Below are 20,361 nucleotides of genomic sequence, written 5' to 3'. Positions count from 1 at the left end.
TTTAAGTAAACCATTGGCTTATGTGTTACAGAACAAAATTAAACTCAAAACTCTCGGCCCTCGAGAGGTCGCTTGATGCGCGCTTTATTGAGCCGGAAAAGTATAAACCTCGGGAAGAGATCAATGCTTTTACTTTTTCGGAAACACCTGTGATCATAGATGAAAATCCCGGAGAGATAAATATGTTCCACTGGGGCCTTATTCCTTTCTGGGCTAAGGATGATAAGATCAAAAAGATGACACTTAATAGCAAAATTGAAACAGCCAGTGAAAAGCCGGCCTTCAGAAATTCTGTAAAGAACCGTTGCCTGGTGATCGCCGATGGTTATTATGAATGGCAATGGATAGATCCAAAAGGAAAGGAAAAACAAAAATATCTTATTCAGCCGGCAGATCAGGAAATATTCTCCTTCGCTGGGATCTATTCCTCGTGGAAAAATCCGCAGACCAATGAGCTAGTGAACTCCTACTCTATTCTTACTACTGAAGCTAATGAACTGATGAGTGAGATACATAATAACAAAAAACGCATGCCTGTTGTGCTCAAAAAGCAGGATACCGCTGCATGGCTTGCCGGGAAAGACCTGGAAAACTTTGCTTTCCCGTATGAGGTGGAATTAAGGGCAAAACCGGTATCATAGAGATCCTGAAACAAGTTCAGGATGACGTAGCAATTTATCTAATATGACTCCCAGCATTAATATCGATCGTAGCGCCGGTGGCGTGGTCCATGAGTCCGCTGCACATCAGTCCGATCAATGGAGCAAGATCTTTTGGCCTGGTGAGCTCGTTTAAAGCAATTTCCTTTAAAACCCTTTCCTCTCCATATTGGTCGATAAACTGCTCTGCCATCGCGGTTCGAGTAAAGCCAGGAGAAACTATAAAGGATTTGATATTAACCTTACCAAACGACCGCGCAACCGATCTCGCCAAAGATGTGAGACCACCTTTGGAAGCGGCATAAGCGAGGTATTCCTCGGTCTCTCCTCGAAAAACGGCACGGCTGCCGATATAAATAAAGCGACCACCGTCATTTTCCTTAAAATGATCTATTCCCAGTTTAGTTAAGAGTCCAACCGAATTCAGGTTGATATTAATGGTTTTTCTCCAGGTCTTCAGCCATTCTTCCGTAGACAGGGATGTAGAATGTTTCAGAAAAACTCCGGCATTCAGAATAATGGCGTCTATTTTTCCAAACTCTGCAGTAACTTCTTCAAAAAGTCTGATTACATTACTTTCCTTTTCAAGATCGGCCTGAAAAACTCTTGAACCGGTATCGTATTTTACGGCGAGTTTCTGTGCAGATGATCTATGGCTATTATAGTGGATAGCCAGAGTAGCGCCCATTTCCATTAAAAAATCGGCTATCCCCTTCCCTATTCCTTTTGAAGCTCCGGTGAGCAGGATATTTTTCCCTCTGAGGTCAAGTTTTATCATTATAAGATACTTTTGATCCATCCGCCGTCAACCGCAAGGGAAACTCCCGTAATATAACTGGCTCTTTCACTGGCCAGAAAAGTGACCGCAGCAGCAAATTCTTCAGGTTCCCCAAATCGACGCAAAGGAATATTCTTCTTCTCATTTTCCATATCAGGATTTTTATCCATGAGGTTTTTTAGGCGTTGAGTGTTAGTATAGCCCGGCATCACATTATTTACAGTGATATTATATTCACCAACTTCGCCTGCAAGCGTTTTGATCAATCCGGCTACGGAAGCCCTGACGGAATTCGATAAAATAAGGTTCTCTACCGGCTGCTTAACTGCCTGGGAGGTAATACTGATGATGCGCCCCCAGTTTTGTTCTTTCATTCCGGGAATAAAACTTCGCATTATGGAAACCGCGCTGCCTAACAGTAATTGATAAGCCTTATCCCAGTCTTCCTGCTCAAAATCTTCAAATTTACCTGAAGGCGGCCCTCCGGTATTGGTGACGAGAATATCAACATGCCCGAATTTGGTCAATACTTCAGCTACAATTCGTTTTCTATCCTCTGCATTTGCAAGATCACCGGCAACGGTCATTACTTCTGTGTTACTGGCTGAAGCGATTTCATTCTTTGTTTTTTCAAGTGTTTCCTTATCACGGCTATTGATGATCACTTTAGCACCTTCACGAGCCAGTTCCATAGCCACACTTTTCCCCAGTCCCTGGCTGGATGCTCCAACAAAGGCTATTTTATTCTTTAATCCAAAATCCATAAAAATCTATGAGTTGTTTCTTAGGTAATTATCTGTTCCGTCAAGCCAGTCTTCGCGTATGGGCGCCCAGGTATCAATTTCTTCAACGTCTCCAATCATCAGCGCTTCATGAGGCAGATCTGCCGGGATCACAATAACATCCCCGGCATTAAGGTCTATTGTTTCCTCTTTATTTTCACCAAACCAGAATCGAATGGTTCCCGAAAGAACACTGGTAACCTGCTCATTGATATGGCTGTGTTGTGGCACTAAAAACCCGTCTTTGAATTTCATTTTTGCGACCATCACTTTTTCGCCATAGACCAGCTGGCGTTCCATTTTATCGGTAACCTTTTCTACTGGAATGGTATCCCAATTCAGTTTTTTGATCATTTTCAATTTTATTTAAAACTGAAATAAGATAAGGATATTTCCTTAAAACGAATCTAACTTTAATTGTGTCGCCTCTACCATAATGGAAATAAACTAGTTACTGATTATGAAGTTTATCAGATATGAGTATTTCAGCTAAGTATTCCATCCAGTTATACTTCTAAAATCCTTACGGATAAAATGTTTAAGTTTATGATCAGATTAAATTCTAAAATTTAAAGTTTAAATCTTATGCCCTACAAAACAACCTGGGAAGCAAATGGAATCGTCTGGAGGTTCTATGGAGACGTTACTGCCGAAGAAATTGAGGCTGCTAACGATGAATTTTACAGAGACGAGCGAAGTGATATTTCAACGTACCAGATAATTGATGTGCTTGAAGTGAATGATGTTGAATGGACTGATATGGATATAAAAGAGATGGCGGCTCAGGATAAAGGGGCCTCTCTCCTGCTTAACCGGATTTACGTAGCCTATATTTCAAATAAGGAAGCGGTGACACATGTATTGGAAAAATATATTGAAATATCCCAAATGCTTAATTCAAGTTGGAAATTCAAAGGTTTCACGGATATGGAATCCGCGAGGGACTGGTTGAAGAAAGCCGGAACTGACACGTCCTCCCAAAAGTCCTGATCCTTTAGTAATTATTCCTGAAAAAGAATTATATCTGATTAATTCCAACTATGCTGCAGCGAATAACTGAATTGCGCAAAGATTTACACCGGCATCCTGAAATATCAGGAAATGAAATTAATACAGCCGGTATTATCATAAATTTTATCAAGTCCCATACTGATGCCAGAATTATTGGAGGAATTGGAGGTAACGGGATTGCCGTTATATATGATTTTCCCGAAAATGGCCCCAGTGTAATGATTCGCTGTGAGCTGGATGCATTGCCTATAGAAGAAACCAATAATTTCAAACATCGTTCCCTAAATGAAGGTGCTTCCCATAAATGTGGCCATGATGGGCATATGGCGATCGTTGCCGGACTTATATTTAAAATTAAGGAAAGCCTCTATAAAAAAGGAAGAATTATATTGCTCTTTCAGCCCGCTGAAGAAACCGGTAAAGGTGCAGCAGCGGTTTTGAACGATCCTAAATTTAAAGGTCTTGAGCCCGATTTTATTTTTGCCCTGCATAACATTCCCGGAAAACCTATTAATTCTATAATCAATGTCACGGGATCCTTCTCTTCTACCGTTGAAAGTATAGCTATCTATCTAAAAGGGAAACAATCACATGCTTCTGAACCTGAGAATGGGATTAATCCGGCTATAGCTATTTCCCAACTGATTAAGCGAACCCAGTCAATGAATATTCCTGATATCAATGAGAAGAATTTTGCCCTCCTGACACCGGTCTATGTGAATCTTGGAAGCCCTGATTACGGAATCTCTGCCGGAAACGGTGAATTTCACTTAACTCTTAGAACAAAGACCGAAGATCTCATGCAGAACTTAAAGCAGGAGATTAAAGCTGATGTAGCTCAAATATGCGAAGATCAGCGGTTAGAATATCACATCGAATATTTTGATTACTTCCCGGCCACGATAAATAACGAAGAATGCACCAGGATGGTTGAAAAAGCCGCACGTAGAAACGGGTACAAACTTATAGAAAAGGAGACTCCATTCAGATTTGGTGAGGATTTTGGATGGTTTTCCAAAAAATCAAAAGCCTGTATGTTTGGTTTGGGAGCGGGAATTGATTCCCCGGCCTTGCATCATGCAGATTATGATTTTCCCGATGAGATCATAGAAACCGGAATTACTATTTTCAGTGATCTGATAGATCAGATTCTCAATTAAAGTATTTGTTTAAGACCTATTTTTAAAGATCTCAAGAATAAATATGTAGAAAGGGAACTTATAATTATTATAAGCTCCCTTCCTTTTCAAGAAATTGGCACATTAAAATCCTGTTTTTTCTATATCAGTTTTCTGAATTTACAAGTTCCTGCTGTATATTATTTGGTACCGGTTTATAGGCGGAAAAGACAGATTTAAAGGTGGCCCTTCCCTGTGTGAGAGATCTCAGATCGGTAGAATATCCATACAATTCGGCTTCGGGTGCGATACATCGCAGGATCTGATAATTGTCATTACTATCTACTCCCTGGATAATGGAGCGTCGGGATTGAAGATCGGTCATAACGTTTCCAACCATCTCCTCCGGCACTTTTACGGTAAGTTCGATGGTAGGCTCCAATAATTTAGGATTAGCGTTAAGAAAAGCTTCTCTAAAGGCATGAGCTCCTGCTATCTTAAAGGAAATATCATTGGAGTCTACAGAATGCATCTTCCCGTCATACACCATTACGCGTACATCCCTGATATAAGATCCTGTAAGAGGCCCTTCTTCCATCACTTCAAGAATACCTTTCATTATAGAGGGAAGATAGCGCTGATCTATGGCTCCTCCAACAATGCAGTTATAAAAGACCAGTTTTCCTCCCCAGGGCAGATCTACTTCTTCCTTTCCTCTAATACTGAAACCTTCGGGTTCGTCCATTCCTTCAAACCAGGGTTCGATCTTTAGATGGACCTGTGCAAACTGCCCTGCCCCACCGGATTGTTTTTTATGACGATAATTCGCGGTAGACGATCTCTGAATGGTCTCCCGAAAAGCAATTTTTGGTTTATCGAACTTAACATCAATATCATAGATGTTGTTCAACGTCCATTCTACAATAGACATATGTAATTCACCCTGGCAGGCGAGGATCAACTGTTTTCCTTCTTTGGAATAGTTGATCACCACCGTAGGATCCTGACTATGGATCTTTTTAAGAGCTTCACTTAACTTTTCCTCATCTTTATTATTTACTGCCGATATAGCTTTACGGTACCGTGGCTGAGGATATTGAATAGGCTTTATACTTACTTCATTTCCCGGTTCAGCTAAGGTGTCATTGGTCTCGGTGTATTTAAGTTTTAAAGTGGCCCCAATATCACCTACCGTTAGTTTATTAACCGGCTTTCTTTCCTTTCCATCCATTATAAAGAGCTGGTTCAGGGTTTCTGATTCTCCATTTCTTGAATTCACCAGTTTATCGTTAACCTTTACCTCTCCTCTTTTTACCTTAAAAAAGGTGAGCTGGCCAAGATTAGGTTGATGTACCGTCTTGAAGACAAATAAAGCAGTAGGTGCGTTCTTTTCAGGAATTAAATCCTTTCCATCTGTACTCTGCTCTGGTTCCAGATCGGCTGCTGCCGGTGCCACATTATCTATGAACCCCATAAGCCTTCCACTTCCCATATCATTGAGAGCCGACATGCAAAAAACAGGAAATAATTCATGGTTAAGCATACCCGCTTTTATTCCTTTTCTCATTTCATTTTCATCCAGAGTACCTTTCTCAAAGAACAGCTCCATAAGCTCTTCATCATTTTCGGCTGCTTTCTCTACCAGTTCATTATGCAGGTATTCGGCATTTTCCTTTTGATCGTCAGGAATCTCCAGTTTTTCCGGTTTTCCTCCTTCGGGAAGGAATTTATACATCTTCATCTTAAGAACATCCACAATGCATTGCGAACCATTTATCATCAATGGGTACTGTACTTTGACCGCGTTATTCCCAACAAGGTTCCTGATGGTTTTAAAACTATCTTCAAAATTCGCTGCCGGATGATCTATCTGGTTGATCACAAAGAGCGTGGGTTTACGATATTTATCAATATAGTTCCAGATGATCTCAGTGCCTACTTCTACCCCATGCTGGGCATTAAGAACGGTTACAATACTATCGGCCACCCTGATTGAAGAGATAATCTCTCCTATAAAATCATCCAGACCGGGAGTATCTATAATGTTAATTTTATAATTCCTCCATTCGGTATGTAGTGGGGTTGCGAATACCGAATTCCCTTTCTCATGCTCCACTTCGTGATGATCAGAAACGGTATTACGGGTTTCCACAGAGCCTCTTCGATTAATAAGACCCGCTTCAAATAGCATTGTTTCAGCCAGGGTAGTTTTTCCACTATTATGTGCTCCAACAAAGATTACGTTCTTGATGTGCTTATCATCGTAAATTTTCATTGTGTAAGATTTTAGAATATGAGTAAACAGGTAGATACTGCAGTGTCCTGAAAAGTGAAGTACTTGTTATAGGTGATGTCATATGTACAGGATTTGCCTTATAAATATACACAATACTTTAAATTTTGTCTCTAAAAAACACCTAATACATCCAACAAATAGACGATAATATGATATCTATCAGGAATAAAATAAATAAATGATACCGAGAAAGATTTCAGTATAAGCTTACCTAACTTTTTTCTGTAGAAGCTTTTTTCTTACTTAAAAGAACTCCGAATGGGCGTAAATCTTCTATATGGGTCAGCACCACGCTCAAAATACCTAAAACCGGTATTGCCAGGATCATCCCTATAACTCCCCAAACCATATTGCCAAGCACTACGGCTAGGATCACAAAAAAAGGATGTACATCTACCCTGTCTCCTACTACGTAAGGCTCAAGAACGTAGCTCTCCACAAATTGGGCTATAGTAAAGGTGAGAGCAATGCCTACCAGGGTCATGGTGTCTCCCGTAGCCAGAAAACCAAAGACTACTGCCATCAGAAAAGCTATAAGATTTCCCACATAAGGGATAAGAGTAAGTAAAGCAGCTATCACACTTACGAGTATAAAATTGCTCACCCCGGAAATTCCAAGACCAATTCCGTAAAGGATGACTAGAAACCCAATAAGCATAAGTCGTCCAATAAGGTATTGAGGAGCTACTTTTATTGATTCTGAAATTATGGACTTTATCGTATCTCTTTTGGAATCTGAAAAAATATTCAAAAGGAAGTCTTTAAAGATGCGCCTGTAATTGAGCAGAAAGAATACGTAAATGAATGTAAGCAGGTAATTTGCAAGAAAACTCATGGCCTGGTTCAGAAAAGTAGTTATTTTTTTGGGAGATGCCATTTTTTTTTCTGTTCCTGAACTCTTCTTGGCTTCTTTTATATCAGCCCTGCTTAACGGAGTATGTTTTAGAGCGAAATTCTCTAATTGTTCTATTTTGGGTTGCATTTTCTCCTGCATTTGCGGCCATTCTTTAGCAAGACTTCTTACCTGGAACGAGATTATCGCAAAAAAACCAAGAGATAGCAGAAAAAGCAACAGACTGTTTAGCAGGGCTGCATATGAACGATTCATCTTTCTTTCCATTCTTTGGGATAATGGCAGTACAATAAGACTAAGAATTACCGCCATAAAAAGCGGTGCAAAAAAACCTTTCGCTTTGGACAGACCCCAGAAAAGAAAAAATGTTGAAAGTATAATAGCGGTAGTAATGAAAAGTAACTTACTGCGGGTACTCATAGGTATGGTTATAGCTTAGATTCAACTAATATCGGAAATGTTTAAGCTCTTCTGTATTAAAGAAATCAAAAAGCCTCTTTATTTTTTACATATAATCGTAATTTCGAAATAAACGATATATATGGCAGCAGGAGGATCTCACATAGCTATTTATGGCGCTATAGGTGCAAATTTTCTAATTGCGATAAGCAAATTCATCGCTTCTTTTTTTACCGGCAGTTCGGCTATGCTTGCAGAAGGGATCCATTCCCTGGTAGATACAGGCAATGGATTATTATTACTATTAGGTATCAAGCGATCCAAACAGAAACCCGATAAATTACATCCTTTTGGCTATGGCAAGGAGGTATATTTCTGGAGCTTTGTAGTAAGTATACTTATTTTTGCTCTTGGTGGCGGATTTGCCATTTATGAAGGGGTTCACGCCATTCAGGATCCACATGTAATAGAAGATCCCACCTGGAATTATGCGGTACTGGGAGCTGCCATTATATTTGAAGGAATCGCTCTTTATCTGGCTTTAAAGACTTTTAATAAAGCCAGGGCGCACCAGTCAAAGAACCTAATAAGGAATATCATACGAAGCAAAGATGCTGCAACCTTTGCAGTTATTATTGAGGATACTGCTGCGGTCACAGGTCTTGTGGTAGCTTTGCTCGGAGTCTTTCTTTCACAACAACTGGACAATCCATACCTTGACGGGGCTGCCTCTATAGTAATTGGTGTGATCCTGCTTACAGTAGCAACCTTTCTTGCAAGAGAAAGTAAAGGCCTGTTACTGGGAGAAAGTGCTCATCCTGAAGTTATTGACGATGTAGATAAAATAATAACTTCAAATCAATATATTAAGGCCTCTTCCCTGCCCCAGACCATGCATTTTGGGCCTGACAAGATACTTCTTATAGTGGAAGTTGATATTTTAGATGATCTTGAACTACTCAAGGCAGAAAAGATAATAGATGACCTTCGAAATGAGATCATGGCTAAAAAGCCGACTATCAAAGAGGTCTATATCCAAACCACCAATAAACTGGATTAGTTTCGACATTTTGATTTGTATAGTTTAATAGGCCTGGCCTGCAGCATATCCTGTGAGCTATGGTTCCACTATTGTTGCAAATGGGGATCTATTACTTTTTGAAACTAATTTTTATGGTTAGCCCCTATTGTAGTTTTAAAAACCTATATGGAACTTTCTCATCACTTACTTCTATCATTGTAAGAATGCCTACACGATTCAAAATACTTTGTTTACCTAAAATTTAAATTATGAGAATTTCTAAGATTATTAAAGGAATCCTGCTAATGTTTATTGTAAGCATGATAGGTTGTTCTACCGATTCAGTGGACGAAATAGAAAAGATTCAGGAAGTAGATGCCTCGATAAAGTCTGCGGTAAAATTCAACTTTACTACCAGCCTAAAAGCCGAAAATGAAGTTCATCCAGTTGACAGTAAAGCAACCGGACAGGCAATCGTTAAAATCAGCAAGGATGAGACTTATCTTGAATACAAACTGATAGTAGCCAATATTGAAGATGTTATCATGGCACATTTTCATATGGCACCTGCCGGTACTAATGGAAATGTAGTTGTATGGTTATTTGGTAAGGATGGTCCAGCACCTGCAGGAGACTTTAATGGTGTTCTTGCTGAAGGTGTTATTACTGAAGATGATGTTGTAGGTCCTCTGGATGGAGATTTCCAGGCCCTACTGGATGCTATTAGAGCAGGGAATATTTATGTTAATGTTCATACTACTGAATTCCCGGGTGGAGAATTGAGAGGGCAATTATAAGATATTTATTAAGGCATAATGAAGTCCTTAAAACCAAAAAAGCCGTCCATTAGGACGGCTTTCAGATTTTTAAATATATATATAACTAATTAGTCAATTAGCTCTACATTTATTGCGTTCAATCCTTTTCTCCCTTGTTCAGTTTCAAACTGAACTTTATCGTCTTCACGGATATCGTCAATTAGACCACTTGAGTGTACGAAGATATCTTCGTTAGACCCTTCAGCCTGAATAAAACCAAATCCTTTTGTATTGTTGAAAAACTTTACTTTACCTTCTTGCATTACTGTACTTATTAATTGTTATAAAATTGCCGCTTTATTTATAGATCATGCGACGATCGATCTGGATTATTTCTAAACTCCTTATAGGTGTTCTGAAATAATTAGTCTATAACTTCTACGTTCACAGCGTTAAGGCCTTTTTTGCCTTGCTCTACTTCGAACTGAACTCTGTCATCTTCACGAATTTCGTCGATTAGACCACTTGAGTGTACAAAGATGTCTTCGTTTGAATCGTCAGCTTTAATAAAACCAAATCCTTTGGTATTATTGAAAAACTTTACTTTACCTTCTTGCATTACTATACTTATTAATTGTTACAAATTTGCCGTGCTTGTTTAGAGATCGTACGACATACAATCTTCATCATTAACAGATCTCTAAAGAAAACTGAAAATAATTAGTCAATTACTTCAACGTTTACGGCGTTAAGGCCTTTTTTACCTTGCTCAACTTCGAACTGTACTCTATCGTCTTCACGAATTTCGTCGATTAGACCACTTGAGTGTACAAAGATGTCTTCGTTTGAATCATCAGCTTTAATAAAACCAAATCCTTTGGTATTATTGAAAAACTTTACTTTACCTTCTTGCATTACTATACTTGTTATTATTTATAAAATTGCCGTGTTTGTTTAAAGATCGTACGACATCCAATCTATATCATTACCCCGCTCTAAGATTATCCATCTTTCCTAGTTGGCGAAGCATCTTAAAATGCTCCCCTACAGCCGAGACAAAATTATGTTTGTTATGATAAGGCAAACCATATTCTTTTGCAGTTTGCGCTACTATATGTGATATTTTCCTGTAATGTACATGACAGATGTTAGGAAGCAAATGGTGCTCTATCTGATAATTTAATCCACCTATAAACCATGAAAACAATCGGCTTTTGGGTGAGAAATTACTTGTTGTAAGCAATTGGTGACTTGCCCAATCCCCTTCCACTATTCCTTCTTCATTTGGTAATGGATACTCTGTTGTAGGTACAATATGTGCTAACTGAAAAACAGTAGTGATCAATAGACCGGTCACGAAATGCATTGCAATAAAACCAAGTACAACAACCCACCAGGCCTGAGGTGCCATTATTATTGGCAGTACAAGTACAAACCCGAATGAGATCACCTTCCAGGCAACAACTTTCGCCAACTCCTTATTAAAACTGCTTTTTTCTCTGAAAAAGCCCATTTTTCTAAAGCGAACCATTCTCACAAAATCCTTGGCCGTAACCCATGAAACTGTAGAGAGTCCATAAAAGAACCAGGAATAGATATGCTGGAACTTATGTATGCTATACCATTTAGTATGTGGTGTGAATCGCAGAAAAAATGGAGGGTTGATATCATCATCGGCCTCTTCTATATTAGTAAAGGTATGATGAAGAACATTATGCTGTATCTTCCAGATGCTTGCATTTGCTCCTATTAGATTAAGCGTGTATCCCAGATACTTATTTACCTTTTGATTGCAGGAATAAGAGTTATGGATAGCATCATGCATAATACCCATGCCTATTCCGGCCATACCAAAACCACTTAGGATGTAAAGGCTGAATAATAGCCATGTACTGGAAACAATACCGGTATTGATAATTATAAGGGGAGTAATAAATATAAGCAGCATTAGAACCGTCTTTACGATCATGCTCGTATTTGCATGCTTACTTATATTATTGTTCTTAAAATATGAATTTACCCGACTTCTTAATGTCCTGGAAAACTCTGACGCCCTTTTCTGGGCAAATTTTGGATTATTGATACTGAAACTATTTAATATTACCGTCTAAATACTGAAGTGAACAAAACCTGAAGAATCCCTTGGGAAACTATAAAAGTGAAGAAACTAAATTATTAAACATTGCAAATGTACATTTAAATAATGAACCTTTGGGGAATTAACTGATTAATTTTCATTTAAATAAAATCCCAGCGGGAATCTTATGGGGTGTTTTAGTCCAGGTTTAACACTATCCGGGTTTAAATCTTTTTCACCTTTACAGCGTTAAGCCCTTTCATTCCCTGCTCAAGTTCAAAGCTCACCTTATCATTTTCCATGATCTCATCGATGAGTCCGCTTACATGCACGAAGTATTTTTCTCCTGTTTGACTACCAATAATAAATCCGAAACCTTTTGAGTGATCAAAAAATGAAACTTTTCCTTCAGTATCAGTTATTACTTCTTCCTCTTCCCTATCCTCTTTTTTAGGGACAGCTATTTCAATATCTTCAGCTTCAACTTCTACTTTTTGGGAAGGATCTGGAGGAGTGTCGGTTAGATTTCCATCGGCGTCTACATATGCTATCATATCTTCAAAAGATCCTCCCTTATTGGAATTCTCTTTACGTTCAAGTCTTTTCTGCTCCTTCTCTTTACGTTTTTTAAGCTTCTTTTTTTCTTTTTCTCGTTTGTTTTGGGTTTGTCCGGATCTTGCCATTCACTAAATTTTAATTAATACTCGTTTCAATTTCAATGCTTTGAACCACTAAACGAATACCAGAAAATTTAATGTGTAATATTATCTTTTGAAGGATTTATTCAGAGAGAGCAATGGCCGTTATGGCCTGCATCAAAATTTTGGTAAAGATAGGTATAGAGATTTGATAATAAAAACTTAAATCACAGACTTCGTAAATTATTCCTTTTCATGGAGGTATTTAAAAACTGCGGTAAAATCCAGATCAGCCATATTCTTATGTTTTGCAAGAGCATAAACTTCTTTTGCAGCATTGGTTAGCGGGCTGGGCTGATTCAGTTCATAAGCCGTCTCGGTAAAAAGATGAAGGTCTTTTTGAAGATGCCTTAGAGGAAAATTTGGTTCATATTCATTATTCTCTATTCTGGACCTGAATAAATCAAGGATAGGAGCTGTAACCGGTGTTTTCAGTAAAATGTCCATCCCTGTTTTTTTATCTATACCCATTGCCATTCCAAGGTTAAGACTTTCCGAAAAAGCGAGAATACTTTGTCCTAAAAGCTGGTTGATCATAATCTTCATGGCCGAGCCTTTGCCTGCTGGCCCAATGTGGAGCGCATCTTTTCCCATTTTCAGAAATAAAGGCTTAGCTTGTTCAAATTGAGATTTCTCTCCTCCTACCAGAAATAATAGCTGGGCATCTTCAGCAGGCTTTTTGGAACCTGAAACAGGAGCATCCATAAAACGAACACCCTTATTTTGGGCAACTACAGCCATTTGCTCACTGAATGAAGGATTAACCGTACTGGAATCAATCCATAGAGAATCCTTTTTCATCGAGTTTAAAAAACCCGAATCACCCAAAGCGAGCTCTTCCACTACTTTTGGTTTTTCAAGCATAGTAAAAAGTATATCCACTTCATTTGCTGCTTCTGAAGGGGAATCTGCCCATGCCGCACCAGCCTTGATCAGTTTATCGGCCTTTTCCTTTGTACGGTTATAAACTTTTAGCTGATATCCATTCTTTACAAGATTACCGGCCATCCGGCTGCCCATAATACCTAAACCAATAAAACCAATTTTCATAATTAGAGTATTTAATGTCAAATTTAAGTAGTGTATTTAAAGCCTACAATCAGGTTTGGATTTTAGCAAAAGTTTATGAGACATTTACCTGAAAACCCGAAAATGACTGCTAATTTAAAAGAAAAAAGATGAAAGCAGTAGGATTTAGAAAGTCCCTTCCAATCGATGACGAAAAGAGTCTTTTCGATTTTGAGACTTCGCTCCCAAAACTGGAAAAAAGGGATGTACTTGTAAAGATCAGGGCGATATCTGTAAACCCGGTAGATTACAAGGTAAGGCAGTCTGCGGCAAAAGATTCAGAACTGGAAGAACCCAGAATCATTGGCTGGGATGCTTCCGGCACTGTAGAAAGTGTAGGCGAAAATGTAAGTCTCTTTAAAAAAGGAGATGAGGTCTATTATTCAGGAGATATTTCCCGGCCCGGGTGTTATGCCGAATTCCAGGCGGTGGATGAAAGGATCGTTGGTCATAAACCCGTCAATTTAAATTGGGAAGAAGCTGCAGCCCTTCCTTTGACCTCACTTACGGCCTGGGAATCGATCTTTGACAGACTCAGGATCAGAGAAGGAAGTGGCTCTGGCCGGAATATACTTATTATTGGTGGTGCAGGTGGTGTAGGTTCAATAGCCATTCAACTATTAAAAAAACTAACCAGAATTCATGTAATAGCTACCGCTTCACGGGAGGTTACCCGAAACTGGTGTGAAAAGATGGGCGCCGATGATATCGTTGATTATAATGATCTTATCGACAATATGAGCGCCTATAAAAATGTCGACTATATTCTAAATTTTGCTGACACTTTGGGTACATGGAAGGAGATGGCTGAACTTGTCGCTCCTCAGGGAGCAATTTGTGGTATAGTAGGTGCCACTGAAAATGTAGATCTTGATTTACTAAAAAATAAGAGTGTTAGTTTTCACTGGGAACTAATGTTTACCAGAAGTATGTTTCACACCAGGGATATGATTTCCCAGCATAAAATCCTGGAACAATTAAAAATACTGATAGAAGAGAATAAGATAAGATCCACTATCAACAAAAGCTTTCACGGTTTAAGCGCAGACACCTTGAAAAAGGTTCACAGGCTTCAGGAATCCGGAAAATCAGTTGGTAAGAATGTGGTTATATTCTGACACCTAATCCTTTATATCCATTAGTGCCCTTAGCCTGTCTATATGTTCATCCACCTCTTCTATTTTGTCTTTATAGGAGCGGGAAATCTGACTGGATCCCTTTTCGGCGAAATTATCTGCGATATTAAGGAGCAGTACCTTTTTTTCTTCCAAAGTCCTAAGGCAAACCCATAGCGTTTCCTCCAGATTCTCATTTTGTGCTAATAGAAGTGACTCCTCAGAAAAAGAATGACCCACATGGCATCTATACCGGGGAATTCCCGTATCCTTAATCCGCCACAAAGGACCTCCGCAACTGGCACAGCTCAAAGCCACCTGTTCGCCCAGGTAATCTTCAGTTTTAACCTGGCTTTTTATTTTTGTGGAAATAGCTGCCTCACGCTTAAGAGTATTTGGTATTTCCACATTTTGAGGAAGGGGTTTTTCAATAATCTCTTTAATAAGATCCCCAATATCTTCAAGCTCAGCCGTATAATCTATATCCACGAATTTTTTTGCGGTTAGCGGCATTCCAGAAAATTCTGCTGTTTCCGGATTTTGTATAATTGTTTTGCCTCCGCATCGTTTGATAGCTTCCAGTCCCACGGTGCCGTCATTAAGCCTGCCCGATAAGAGCACCCCTACGCATCGATTCCCGTAAGTTACCGCAGCAGATCGGAACATTACATCTATAGAAGGACGAAATAGGTTTTCACGAGGACCATTGGAATTAGAAAGCTTACCATCGATCAGGACCATATGTTGATTGGGAACTCCAACGTATACTTTACCAGGCTTGATAATTATATTCTCCTCACAATCAATAACCTCCATCTCTATTTTTCGATTTAAATAAGAACTGAAGCTGGAGATCATATCGAAAGACGAATGTACCACCACAAGGAAAGCTGCTGGAAAATCATGAGGTATATTTGCCAGGGCTTTCTCTACAGCAGGTCTTCCACCCGCCGAAGCTCCTATTAAAAACAACCGAAAATCATTCATAACTCAAAGGTTTTATTAAAATTTCAAAATGACAATATCGATCTTACTTATTTCGGTCCCCTCAAAATTGAATACGGATATGTTTTCTTCTAATTATCTTGTTAACCACCCATTTAAGTGGGTCTCCCCTGCTCTTTTCATACTCAAAATTAATATTAAATTTAAGGAATACACAGAGAGCCTGGAATTTTGAAAGGTTAAAACTATATTATAATTTATTAAAAAAGCCGGATCAAAAAGTCCGGCTTATAAAATGATATAAGATCCATATTGATCCTATAATGAACAATTCTAACTGCTAATTTCAAAAGAAATTTTTGCATTCACCGCGTAAGAAGTAATCTCAGTGCCGGTTACATTAGCCTTCATCTCCTTAATGTAGATAGATTTTATATTCTTTACAGTCTTTGATGCTTCTTTCACAGCATTTTGAGCAGCATCTTCAAAACTCTTTTCAGAGGATGCGATCACCTCGATAACTTTAATTATTCCCATAATTCAACATATTAAATTAGTAATTCTCTTTTCCTGAAATTACTTATTAAATATCTGCATTTCAAATAATTAACATAAATCTAGGAGTGCGAGGTATATGCAATCAATAATTTTATTTATCCTTTACAGGAATCATATAGACAGGGACCTCGGTTTTTTCCAGTACCCGGCTTGCCGTGGTTCCCATTAGCACCTTTTCCAGGACCGAATGACTATGGGTGCCCATTACGATAAGGTCTGCCCCCCATTCCTTTGCGTATTCAAGAATAGCAGATGCTGTAGGACCTTCGGCCATATAGGTTGAAACTGATGGATCGTTCAGGTGTTTCGCAGCCGTTTCGATAAAATCACGCGCAACTTCCCGTAGTTCGGAGATAACATTTAGATCTACCTGCATTTCATTATATCCTTCATAGCCCATAAAGGTTGGATAATTTACTCCGTAATAGCTTACATCGGCAAGTACATGGATTAGACAGACTTCGGCTCCAAGTTTTTTGGCCAGTTCATAACCTTTTCGAGCGACTTTCTCTGAGTTTGGATTATAATCCATCCCAATAAGGACCTTTTTCATAATTAAGAAATTATTGATTGGTCTCTCTAAATTAGGAAAAAATGCAGTTAATGTTTAAAAAGATTCTTTAAAAGCCAACAACCTGTTCGGTTTTTTCTTACAGCTACTTCCCTTTTCCTGCAAATGCATCTACGGGATCTTCAAAAGCGATGAATAATACACACGGTCCTTTATCCTTACATTTTGCCGTATGAGGTTTCTGGGCCGGCCCGTAAGCATAGGAACCTTCTTTAAGGGTTCGTGTATCTTCACCTTCATAGGTGACTTCCATCTCTCCGGAAATTAATATCATTCGCTCTGCAGAATTATGCCAGTGAAGCGGAATATCCGAATTTGCAGGAACCTTGAAAAGAATATCCGAATTTGTTTTAGCGGGATCTCCATGTAACACCGCTATGTTACAGCCGGCAGGCATGAATTCGGGACAACCGCCCCAGTTTAAATCTGCTGAGTTATGGTCAATAACCACAGACTTCTCTGTTTGCTTTCCATCCTGGGCATATAACAAACTGCAGAATAATAGTGATAGCCCCAGCACCAATCTTTTTTTAAAACTTACAATGAATCCATTCGCTTCCATATTGAATAATTTTTATCAGGTTTTACCTTACAACAGCTTTAAATTGAAAATAGTTTTTCAAAATCTTCTTTCAGAAAGATCTGGGAATAGCCTTGCAAATTAATCAAAAAGAGAATTTTTGAAAATGGGTAATTACCTGTATAAGTATGGAATAAAATATATAAAACATGACGATTGTCATGATAATTTATTAAAAATCAATATATTAATAAATGCTATTATAATTATCTTTATAGAGGTAACTTTTAAACTTCTGCGTTATGAAAACTACAAGAGAAGCGGCCCGGGAAGAGAGCCATAGAAATATGCTGCAAATACTTTCTTCGTTATTAGAGAAGAATTATGATGCCGAGAAAGGCTATAAAAAAGCTATTGAACATGCAGACAGACGCGATATTAAGGTATTCCTTAAAGAACAGGCTGTACGCCGAAATCATTTTGCGACTGAACTCGATAAAGAAATCCATATGCTTAATGAGCATCCTGATTCAAAAGGAAATGGTAGCGTACTTGGCAACCTTCATAAATTCTGGATGGACTTTAGAACAGCCATTACCAAAAAAGAAGATGAGGCTCTGCTTGAGGAGTGTCTGAGGGGTGAAAAAGTAAGTTTAAAGGAATATGAAAGAGTGATCGAAAAAAACATTCTATCTCCGAGAATCAAAACCCTGCTGGAGACTCAGAGAGATCATATTAAGAAAACTATTTCTGAGATAAAGCGCCTTGAACAAATAGCCGACTAGAAAATGGAAAAATCATTTTTAACTATTAATTTTTAACCACTATTAACTGGGCTTTTGCGCCGGTGAGAAGATTCCATTCCTTTTTTGCCAGCTGTTCTCCTTTTTCACTCAGTACACGAAGTTCGGCTGTATTTGGCCCGGAACTTCCCTGATTAAGAGCTACAAATTCAATGCTATTAAAACCATCCTGAAGGGTTACCAGTATGGGTTGAAAGCCTGCATGAAGACTTACGCTTCTCGCTACAAGTTCTCCATTCACAAAGATCTGTACTTTGTCTCCATCTACATATTCATGATCCCGGCAATAGACTTCTACAAACTTACCCTTGGTCACCACATTACCAAGGCTCTGATCAAATTTAAACTCTTCTTTTATCTCCTTATCCTTGGTCCATTTCTCTTCAATCACGTCTCCGGCAGTTAATAATCCGTTGGGATTCTCTCTGAGATCAATAGCCTTCGGTTTCTCTTTTAGAAACCTGCTTTCGGTTTCGGTCTCTTCTTTTTTTAGAATGGGAAATCCAGTATTGGTTTCTTCAGCTTTAATAATAGTACCGGTATTAGTGGTACGAGGTATCTCTACCTGGGAATATGCTCCCAGGTTTACAAGGAAAAAAGCAACTAAGAGTATTTGTTTAAGCATGATATTATTTGTTCGCAATCTGTTCTTATTTACATCAAAAATACAGCCAAAAAAAATGGATATGATAAAAAGAGATTCAAAACATACATTAATACAATTTTAAAAATAACTAAATTGAAATCCCGGATATTAATATCCGGGATTGATTTAGGTCTTTAGTTTTCTAATCTTCCGGAAAGCCTGCACTCGCTTTTATTTCCTTTATCTGCTCAGTATGACGCGCTGTATGGCCGGCCATAAAAAGAACGGTCTGGCAGGCATCTATTTTTCCGAAGGGAAATTCATTGATGTAATTTCTCATATCTACATCAGAATCCTTTAGAAAATCCACGATGTCTTCCCTTTGATCCTTAAAAGCCTCCAGGGCTTCATCTGCATTTTTATATTTAGCAGAAGGTTCGAACTGGGACTGTGTCTTAACCTTTTGACTGCGATCTGTAATAAAAGCAATAATATCTTCATCGGTCATTTTCACTTCTGCCCTCAATTCAGGAGTTGGATCTTCAGCAAACTTGGCTTCCAGCATAGATTTTAGGGCGCCTTCAACAATATTAATGTGTTCTACGATTTCTGCTACAGACCAGCTATCTGGGTTTGCTTTAAACTGCATTTGCGCCTCACTTAAACTCTCAACGCTTTCTTCCAGACCTTCTCCTGTCTCCTCCAGGTATTCAAAGATGTCATCTTTCTGTGTACTGACCGGGTTTTCGGAATAAAATGCACCAAGAAACACAAGGCACATTATGGATATTAAAGTTTTCGTGTTCAAATAATTAAATTAATGGATATGAGAAATAGTTATTTCTTCTTTTTTATGGCCGATATATAGGTTCTTAACTCTTTAAATTTATTGCTTTTAGTATCCTGGAAAATGTAGATATCGCAAAACGCATATTTTTTAACTTTACCGGGCTCCATCTCCATTTCAACAATACCTTCCACTACTGTTTTATCCTCTTCAGTAATGATATCTACAAGGTTTATTTGCATTGGACCGCCCAGTTTCATTCTTTCAAGAGCATCTTCAAAGGCTTCCCTGCCGGCAATGGTTTTTTCACCAACTATTATCCATTCAATCTCATCTGTTACACTTTTAGAAATAAACTCCGTATTACAACTTGCGAATGCTTTATTGATTTTTTTAACGAATTCTTTCCTATTAGCCATAATCTGTTATTTTTCTTCAATTAATGAAAGTATATTACCTGCCGGATCCATAAACCAGGCTATCCGAGGCCCATGTTTACTACTGTGGATACCTTTGGGATCAGTTTTAATTTGATCGTTGTCATATTGTTCAAATATTACCCCTTTAACTCTGAGGGTATCTACTTGCCTTTCCAGGTTTTTTACTTTAAAGTTAAGTACGGTAAAATTAGCCGGTTTATGGTCAGGTTTTGGATAGATAAGAACCTGACAATTAGCCATCTTTAACTCCAGTAACCCCATTTCATTTTCAGTAACATCAAGACCGAGAGTATCCTCATAAAACTTCTTTGCCATTTTGAGATCATTGACAGAGTATGTTGAAAAAGCTTCTGAGAGGCCCTTCATTTTATTGATTTTTAATATGTTGACTCATAAATTTACGTCATTATTTTGACATTTTACTTTTTTCATTCTTCTGAAAGGATGGTAGGGACTGTATTGTGAATTATAACAGAACCCATGTTTATTGCTAGCTTTTATTAATATCTATAATGAAA

General features: G+C 38.4%; 26 protein-coding genes. 7 read left to right on the top strand and 19 right to left on the bottom strand.

From position 1 onward, the window contains the following. Positions 1–20 precede the first annotated feature (20 nt). Complete coding sequence (locus EZJ28_RS04740; RefSeq protein WP_131395461.1) at positions 21–641, top strand: SOS response-associated peptidase; 621 nt, start codon at positions 21–23, stop codon at positions 639–641. Between the two features lie 34 nt (positions 642–675). On the opposite strand, the gene EZJ28_RS04735 is transcribed toward EZJ28_RS04740, so the two are convergent. The 3 genes from EZJ28_RS04735 to EZJ28_RS04725 are packed head-to-tail and all read right to left on the bottom strand — an operon-like array spanning position 676 to position 2,573. Then, a complete protein-coding gene (locus EZJ28_RS04735) occupies positions 676–1,437 on the bottom strand; it encodes an SDR family oxidoreductase (RefSeq protein WP_207388431.1) in 762 nt (253 codons plus the stop codon). Further along, positions 1,437–2,201 (bottom strand): SDR family oxidoreductase, encoded by a 765-nt coding sequence (locus tag EZJ28_RS04730; protein WP_131395459.1) that lies wholly within the window; start codon positions 2,199–2,201, stop codon positions 1,437–1,439. Before EZJ28_RS04730 ends, EZJ28_RS04735 begins: the two co-directional genes overlap by 1 nt. Before the next feature lie 6 nt (positions 2,202–2,207). Then, on the bottom strand, positions 2,208–2,573 hold the full coding sequence (locus EZJ28_RS04725) for a cupin domain-containing protein (RefSeq protein ID WP_131395457.1): 366 nt from the start codon (positions 2,571–2,573) through the stop codon (positions 2,208–2,210). A gap of 231 nt (positions 2,574–2,804) precedes the next feature. Here EZJ28_RS04725 and EZJ28_RS04720 point away from each other — a divergent pair, with 231 nt between their 5' ends. After that, positions 2,805–3,209 (top strand): hypothetical protein, encoded by a 405-nt coding sequence (locus EZJ28_RS04720; protein WP_131395455.1) that lies wholly within the window; start codon positions 2,805–2,807, stop codon positions 3,207–3,209. Positions 3,210–3,259: 50 nt separating this feature from the next. Continuing rightward, positions 3,260–4,390 carry an amidohydrolase gene (locus EZJ28_RS04715; protein WP_131395453.1) on the top strand — a complete coding sequence of 377 codons (1,131 nt, stop codon included), beginning with the start codon at positions 3,260–3,262 and terminating at the stop codon, positions 4,388–4,390. Positions 4,391–4,514: 124 nt separating this feature from the next. On the opposite strand, the gene EZJ28_RS04710 is transcribed toward EZJ28_RS04715, so the two are convergent. Further along, complete coding sequence (locus EZJ28_RS04710) at positions 4,515–6,623, bottom strand: translation factor GTPase family protein (RefSeq protein ID WP_131395451.1); 2,109 nt, start codon at positions 6,621–6,623, stop codon at positions 4,515–4,517. 232 nt (positions 6,624–6,855) lie between these two features. Next, complete coding sequence (locus EZJ28_RS04705) at positions 6,856–7,917, bottom strand: AI-2E family transporter (protein WP_131395449.1); 1,062 nt, start codon at positions 7,915–7,917, stop codon at positions 6,856–6,858. A gap of 121 nt (positions 7,918–8,038) precedes the next feature. Between EZJ28_RS04705 and EZJ28_RS04700 the strand changes: the two genes are divergently transcribed. Further along, positions 8,039–8,956 carry a cation diffusion facilitator family transporter gene (locus EZJ28_RS04700; RefSeq protein WP_131395447.1) on the top strand — a complete coding sequence of 306 codons (918 nt, stop codon included), beginning with the start codon at positions 8,039–8,041 and terminating at the stop codon, positions 8,954–8,956. 230 nt (positions 8,957–9,186) lie between these two features. Further along, on the top strand, positions 9,187–9,714 hold the full coding sequence (locus tag EZJ28_RS04695; RefSeq protein WP_131395445.1) for a CHRD domain-containing protein: 528 nt from the start codon (positions 9,187–9,189) through the stop codon (positions 9,712–9,714). 89 nt (positions 9,715–9,803) lie between these two features. On the opposite strand, the gene EZJ28_RS04690 is transcribed toward EZJ28_RS04695, so the two are convergent. The 6 genes from EZJ28_RS04690 to EZJ28_RS04665 all read right to left on the bottom strand — a co-directional run bounded on the left by EZJ28_RS04690 (position 9,804) and on the right by EZJ28_RS04665 (position 13,500). Continuing rightward, the gene (locus tag EZJ28_RS04690; RefSeq protein WP_131395443.1) at positions 9,804–9,998 is read right to left on the bottom strand and encodes a cold-shock protein; all 195 of its coding nucleotides are present in this window, start codon (positions 9,996–9,998) and stop codon (positions 9,804–9,806) included. A gap of 101 nt (positions 9,999–10,099) precedes the next feature. Then, complete coding sequence (locus tag EZJ28_RS04685) at positions 10,100–10,294, bottom strand: cold-shock protein (RefSeq protein WP_011709462.1); 195 nt, start codon at positions 10,292–10,294, stop codon at positions 10,100–10,102. A 101-nt stretch (positions 10,295–10,395) separates the two neighbouring features. After that, complete coding sequence (locus EZJ28_RS04680) at positions 10,396–10,590, bottom strand: cold-shock protein (RefSeq protein ID WP_011709462.1); 195 nt, start codon at positions 10,588–10,590, stop codon at positions 10,396–10,398. Positions 10,591–10,660: 70 nt separating this feature from the next. Then, entirely contained in the window at positions 10,661–11,644 is a 984-nt protein-coding gene (locus tag EZJ28_RS04675) for an acyl-CoA desaturase (RefSeq protein WP_131395441.1), read from the bottom strand. A gap of 332 nt (positions 11,645–11,976) precedes the next feature. Continuing rightward, a complete protein-coding gene (locus tag EZJ28_RS04670) occupies positions 11,977–12,435 on the bottom strand; it encodes a cold-shock protein (RefSeq protein WP_131395439.1) in 459 nt (152 codons plus the stop codon). A 198-nt stretch (positions 12,436–12,633) separates the two neighbouring features. Further along, positions 12,634–13,500: an NAD(P)-dependent oxidoreductase gene (locus EZJ28_RS04665; protein ID WP_131395437.1), complete on the bottom strand. Its 867-nt coding sequence runs from the start codon at positions 13,498–13,500 to the stop codon at positions 12,634–12,636. A gap of 128 nt (positions 13,501–13,628) precedes the next feature. Between EZJ28_RS04665 and EZJ28_RS04660 the strand changes: the two genes are divergently transcribed. After that, positions 13,629–14,636, top strand: coding sequence for a zinc-binding alcohol dehydrogenase family protein (locus EZJ28_RS04660; protein WP_131395435.1), 1,008 nt, complete (start codon positions 13,629–13,631; stop codon positions 14,634–14,636). Positions 14,637–14,639: 3 nt separating this feature from the next. Here the strand turns inward: EZJ28_RS04660 and EZJ28_RS04655 are convergent, their stop codons facing one another. The 4 genes from EZJ28_RS04655 to EZJ28_RS04640 all read right to left on the bottom strand — a co-directional run bounded on the left by EZJ28_RS04655 (position 14,640) and on the right by EZJ28_RS04640 (position 17,269). Then, the gene (locus EZJ28_RS04655) at positions 14,640–15,620 is read right to left on the bottom strand and encodes a chemotaxis protein CheB (protein ID WP_131395433.1); all 981 of its coding nucleotides are present in this window, start codon (positions 15,618–15,620) and stop codon (positions 14,640–14,642) included. 291 nt (positions 15,621–15,911) lie between these two features. Next, complete coding sequence (locus tag EZJ28_RS04650) at positions 15,912–16,115, bottom strand: dodecin family protein (RefSeq protein ID WP_131395431.1); 204 nt, start codon at positions 16,113–16,115, stop codon at positions 15,912–15,914. A gap of 112 nt (positions 16,116–16,227) precedes the next feature. Further along, positions 16,228–16,689, bottom strand: a complete 462-nt coding sequence (locus EZJ28_RS04645; RefSeq protein WP_131395429.1) for a universal stress protein — start codon at positions 16,687–16,689, stop codon at positions 16,228–16,230. A gap of 103 nt (positions 16,690–16,792) precedes the next feature. Further along, the gene (locus tag EZJ28_RS04640) at positions 16,793–17,269 is read right to left on the bottom strand and encodes a cupin domain-containing protein (protein WP_131395428.1); all 477 of its coding nucleotides are present in this window, start codon (positions 17,267–17,269) and stop codon (positions 16,793–16,795) included. Positions 17,270–17,529: 260 nt separating this feature from the next. On the opposite strand from EZJ28_RS04640, the gene EZJ28_RS04635 reads away from it, so the two are divergent. Then, positions 17,530–18,012, top strand: coding sequence for a PA2169 family four-helix-bundle protein (locus tag EZJ28_RS04635; RefSeq protein WP_131395426.1), 483 nt, complete (start codon positions 17,530–17,532; stop codon positions 18,010–18,012). Positions 18,013–18,037: 25 nt separating this feature from the next. Here EZJ28_RS04635 and EZJ28_RS04630 read toward each other — a convergent pair whose 3' ends face one another. The 4 genes from EZJ28_RS04630 to EZJ28_RS04615 all read right to left on the bottom strand — a co-directional run bounded on the left by EZJ28_RS04630 (position 18,038) and on the right by EZJ28_RS04615 (position 20,209). Continuing rightward, the gene (locus EZJ28_RS04630) at positions 18,038–18,655 is read right to left on the bottom strand and encodes a hypothetical protein (RefSeq protein ID WP_131395424.1); all 618 of its coding nucleotides are present in this window, start codon (positions 18,653–18,655) and stop codon (positions 18,038–18,040) included. A gap of 163 nt (positions 18,656–18,818) precedes the next feature. Continuing rightward, positions 18,819–19,424 (bottom strand): DinB family protein, encoded by a 606-nt coding sequence (locus EZJ28_RS04625; RefSeq protein ID WP_165499026.1) that lies wholly within the window; start codon positions 19,422–19,424, stop codon positions 18,819–18,821. A gap of 29 nt (positions 19,425–19,453) precedes the next feature. After that, entirely contained in the window at positions 19,454–19,822 is a 369-nt protein-coding gene (locus tag EZJ28_RS04620; protein WP_131395420.1) for a nuclear transport factor 2 family protein, read from the bottom strand. A 6-nt stretch (positions 19,823–19,828) separates the two neighbouring features. Continuing rightward, positions 19,829–20,209, bottom strand: coding sequence for a VOC family protein (locus EZJ28_RS04615; protein ID WP_131395418.1), 381 nt, complete (start codon positions 20,207–20,209; stop codon positions 19,829–19,831). Positions 20,210–20,361 lie beyond the last annotated feature (152 nt).

Origin of the sequence: Gramella sp. KN1008 (assembly GCF_004332155.1) — a bacterium.
GTDB lineage: Bacteria > Bacteroidota > Bacteroidia > Flavobacteriales > Flavobacteriaceae > Christiangramia.
This window is presented reverse-complemented; position numbering and strand designations above follow the sequence as displayed.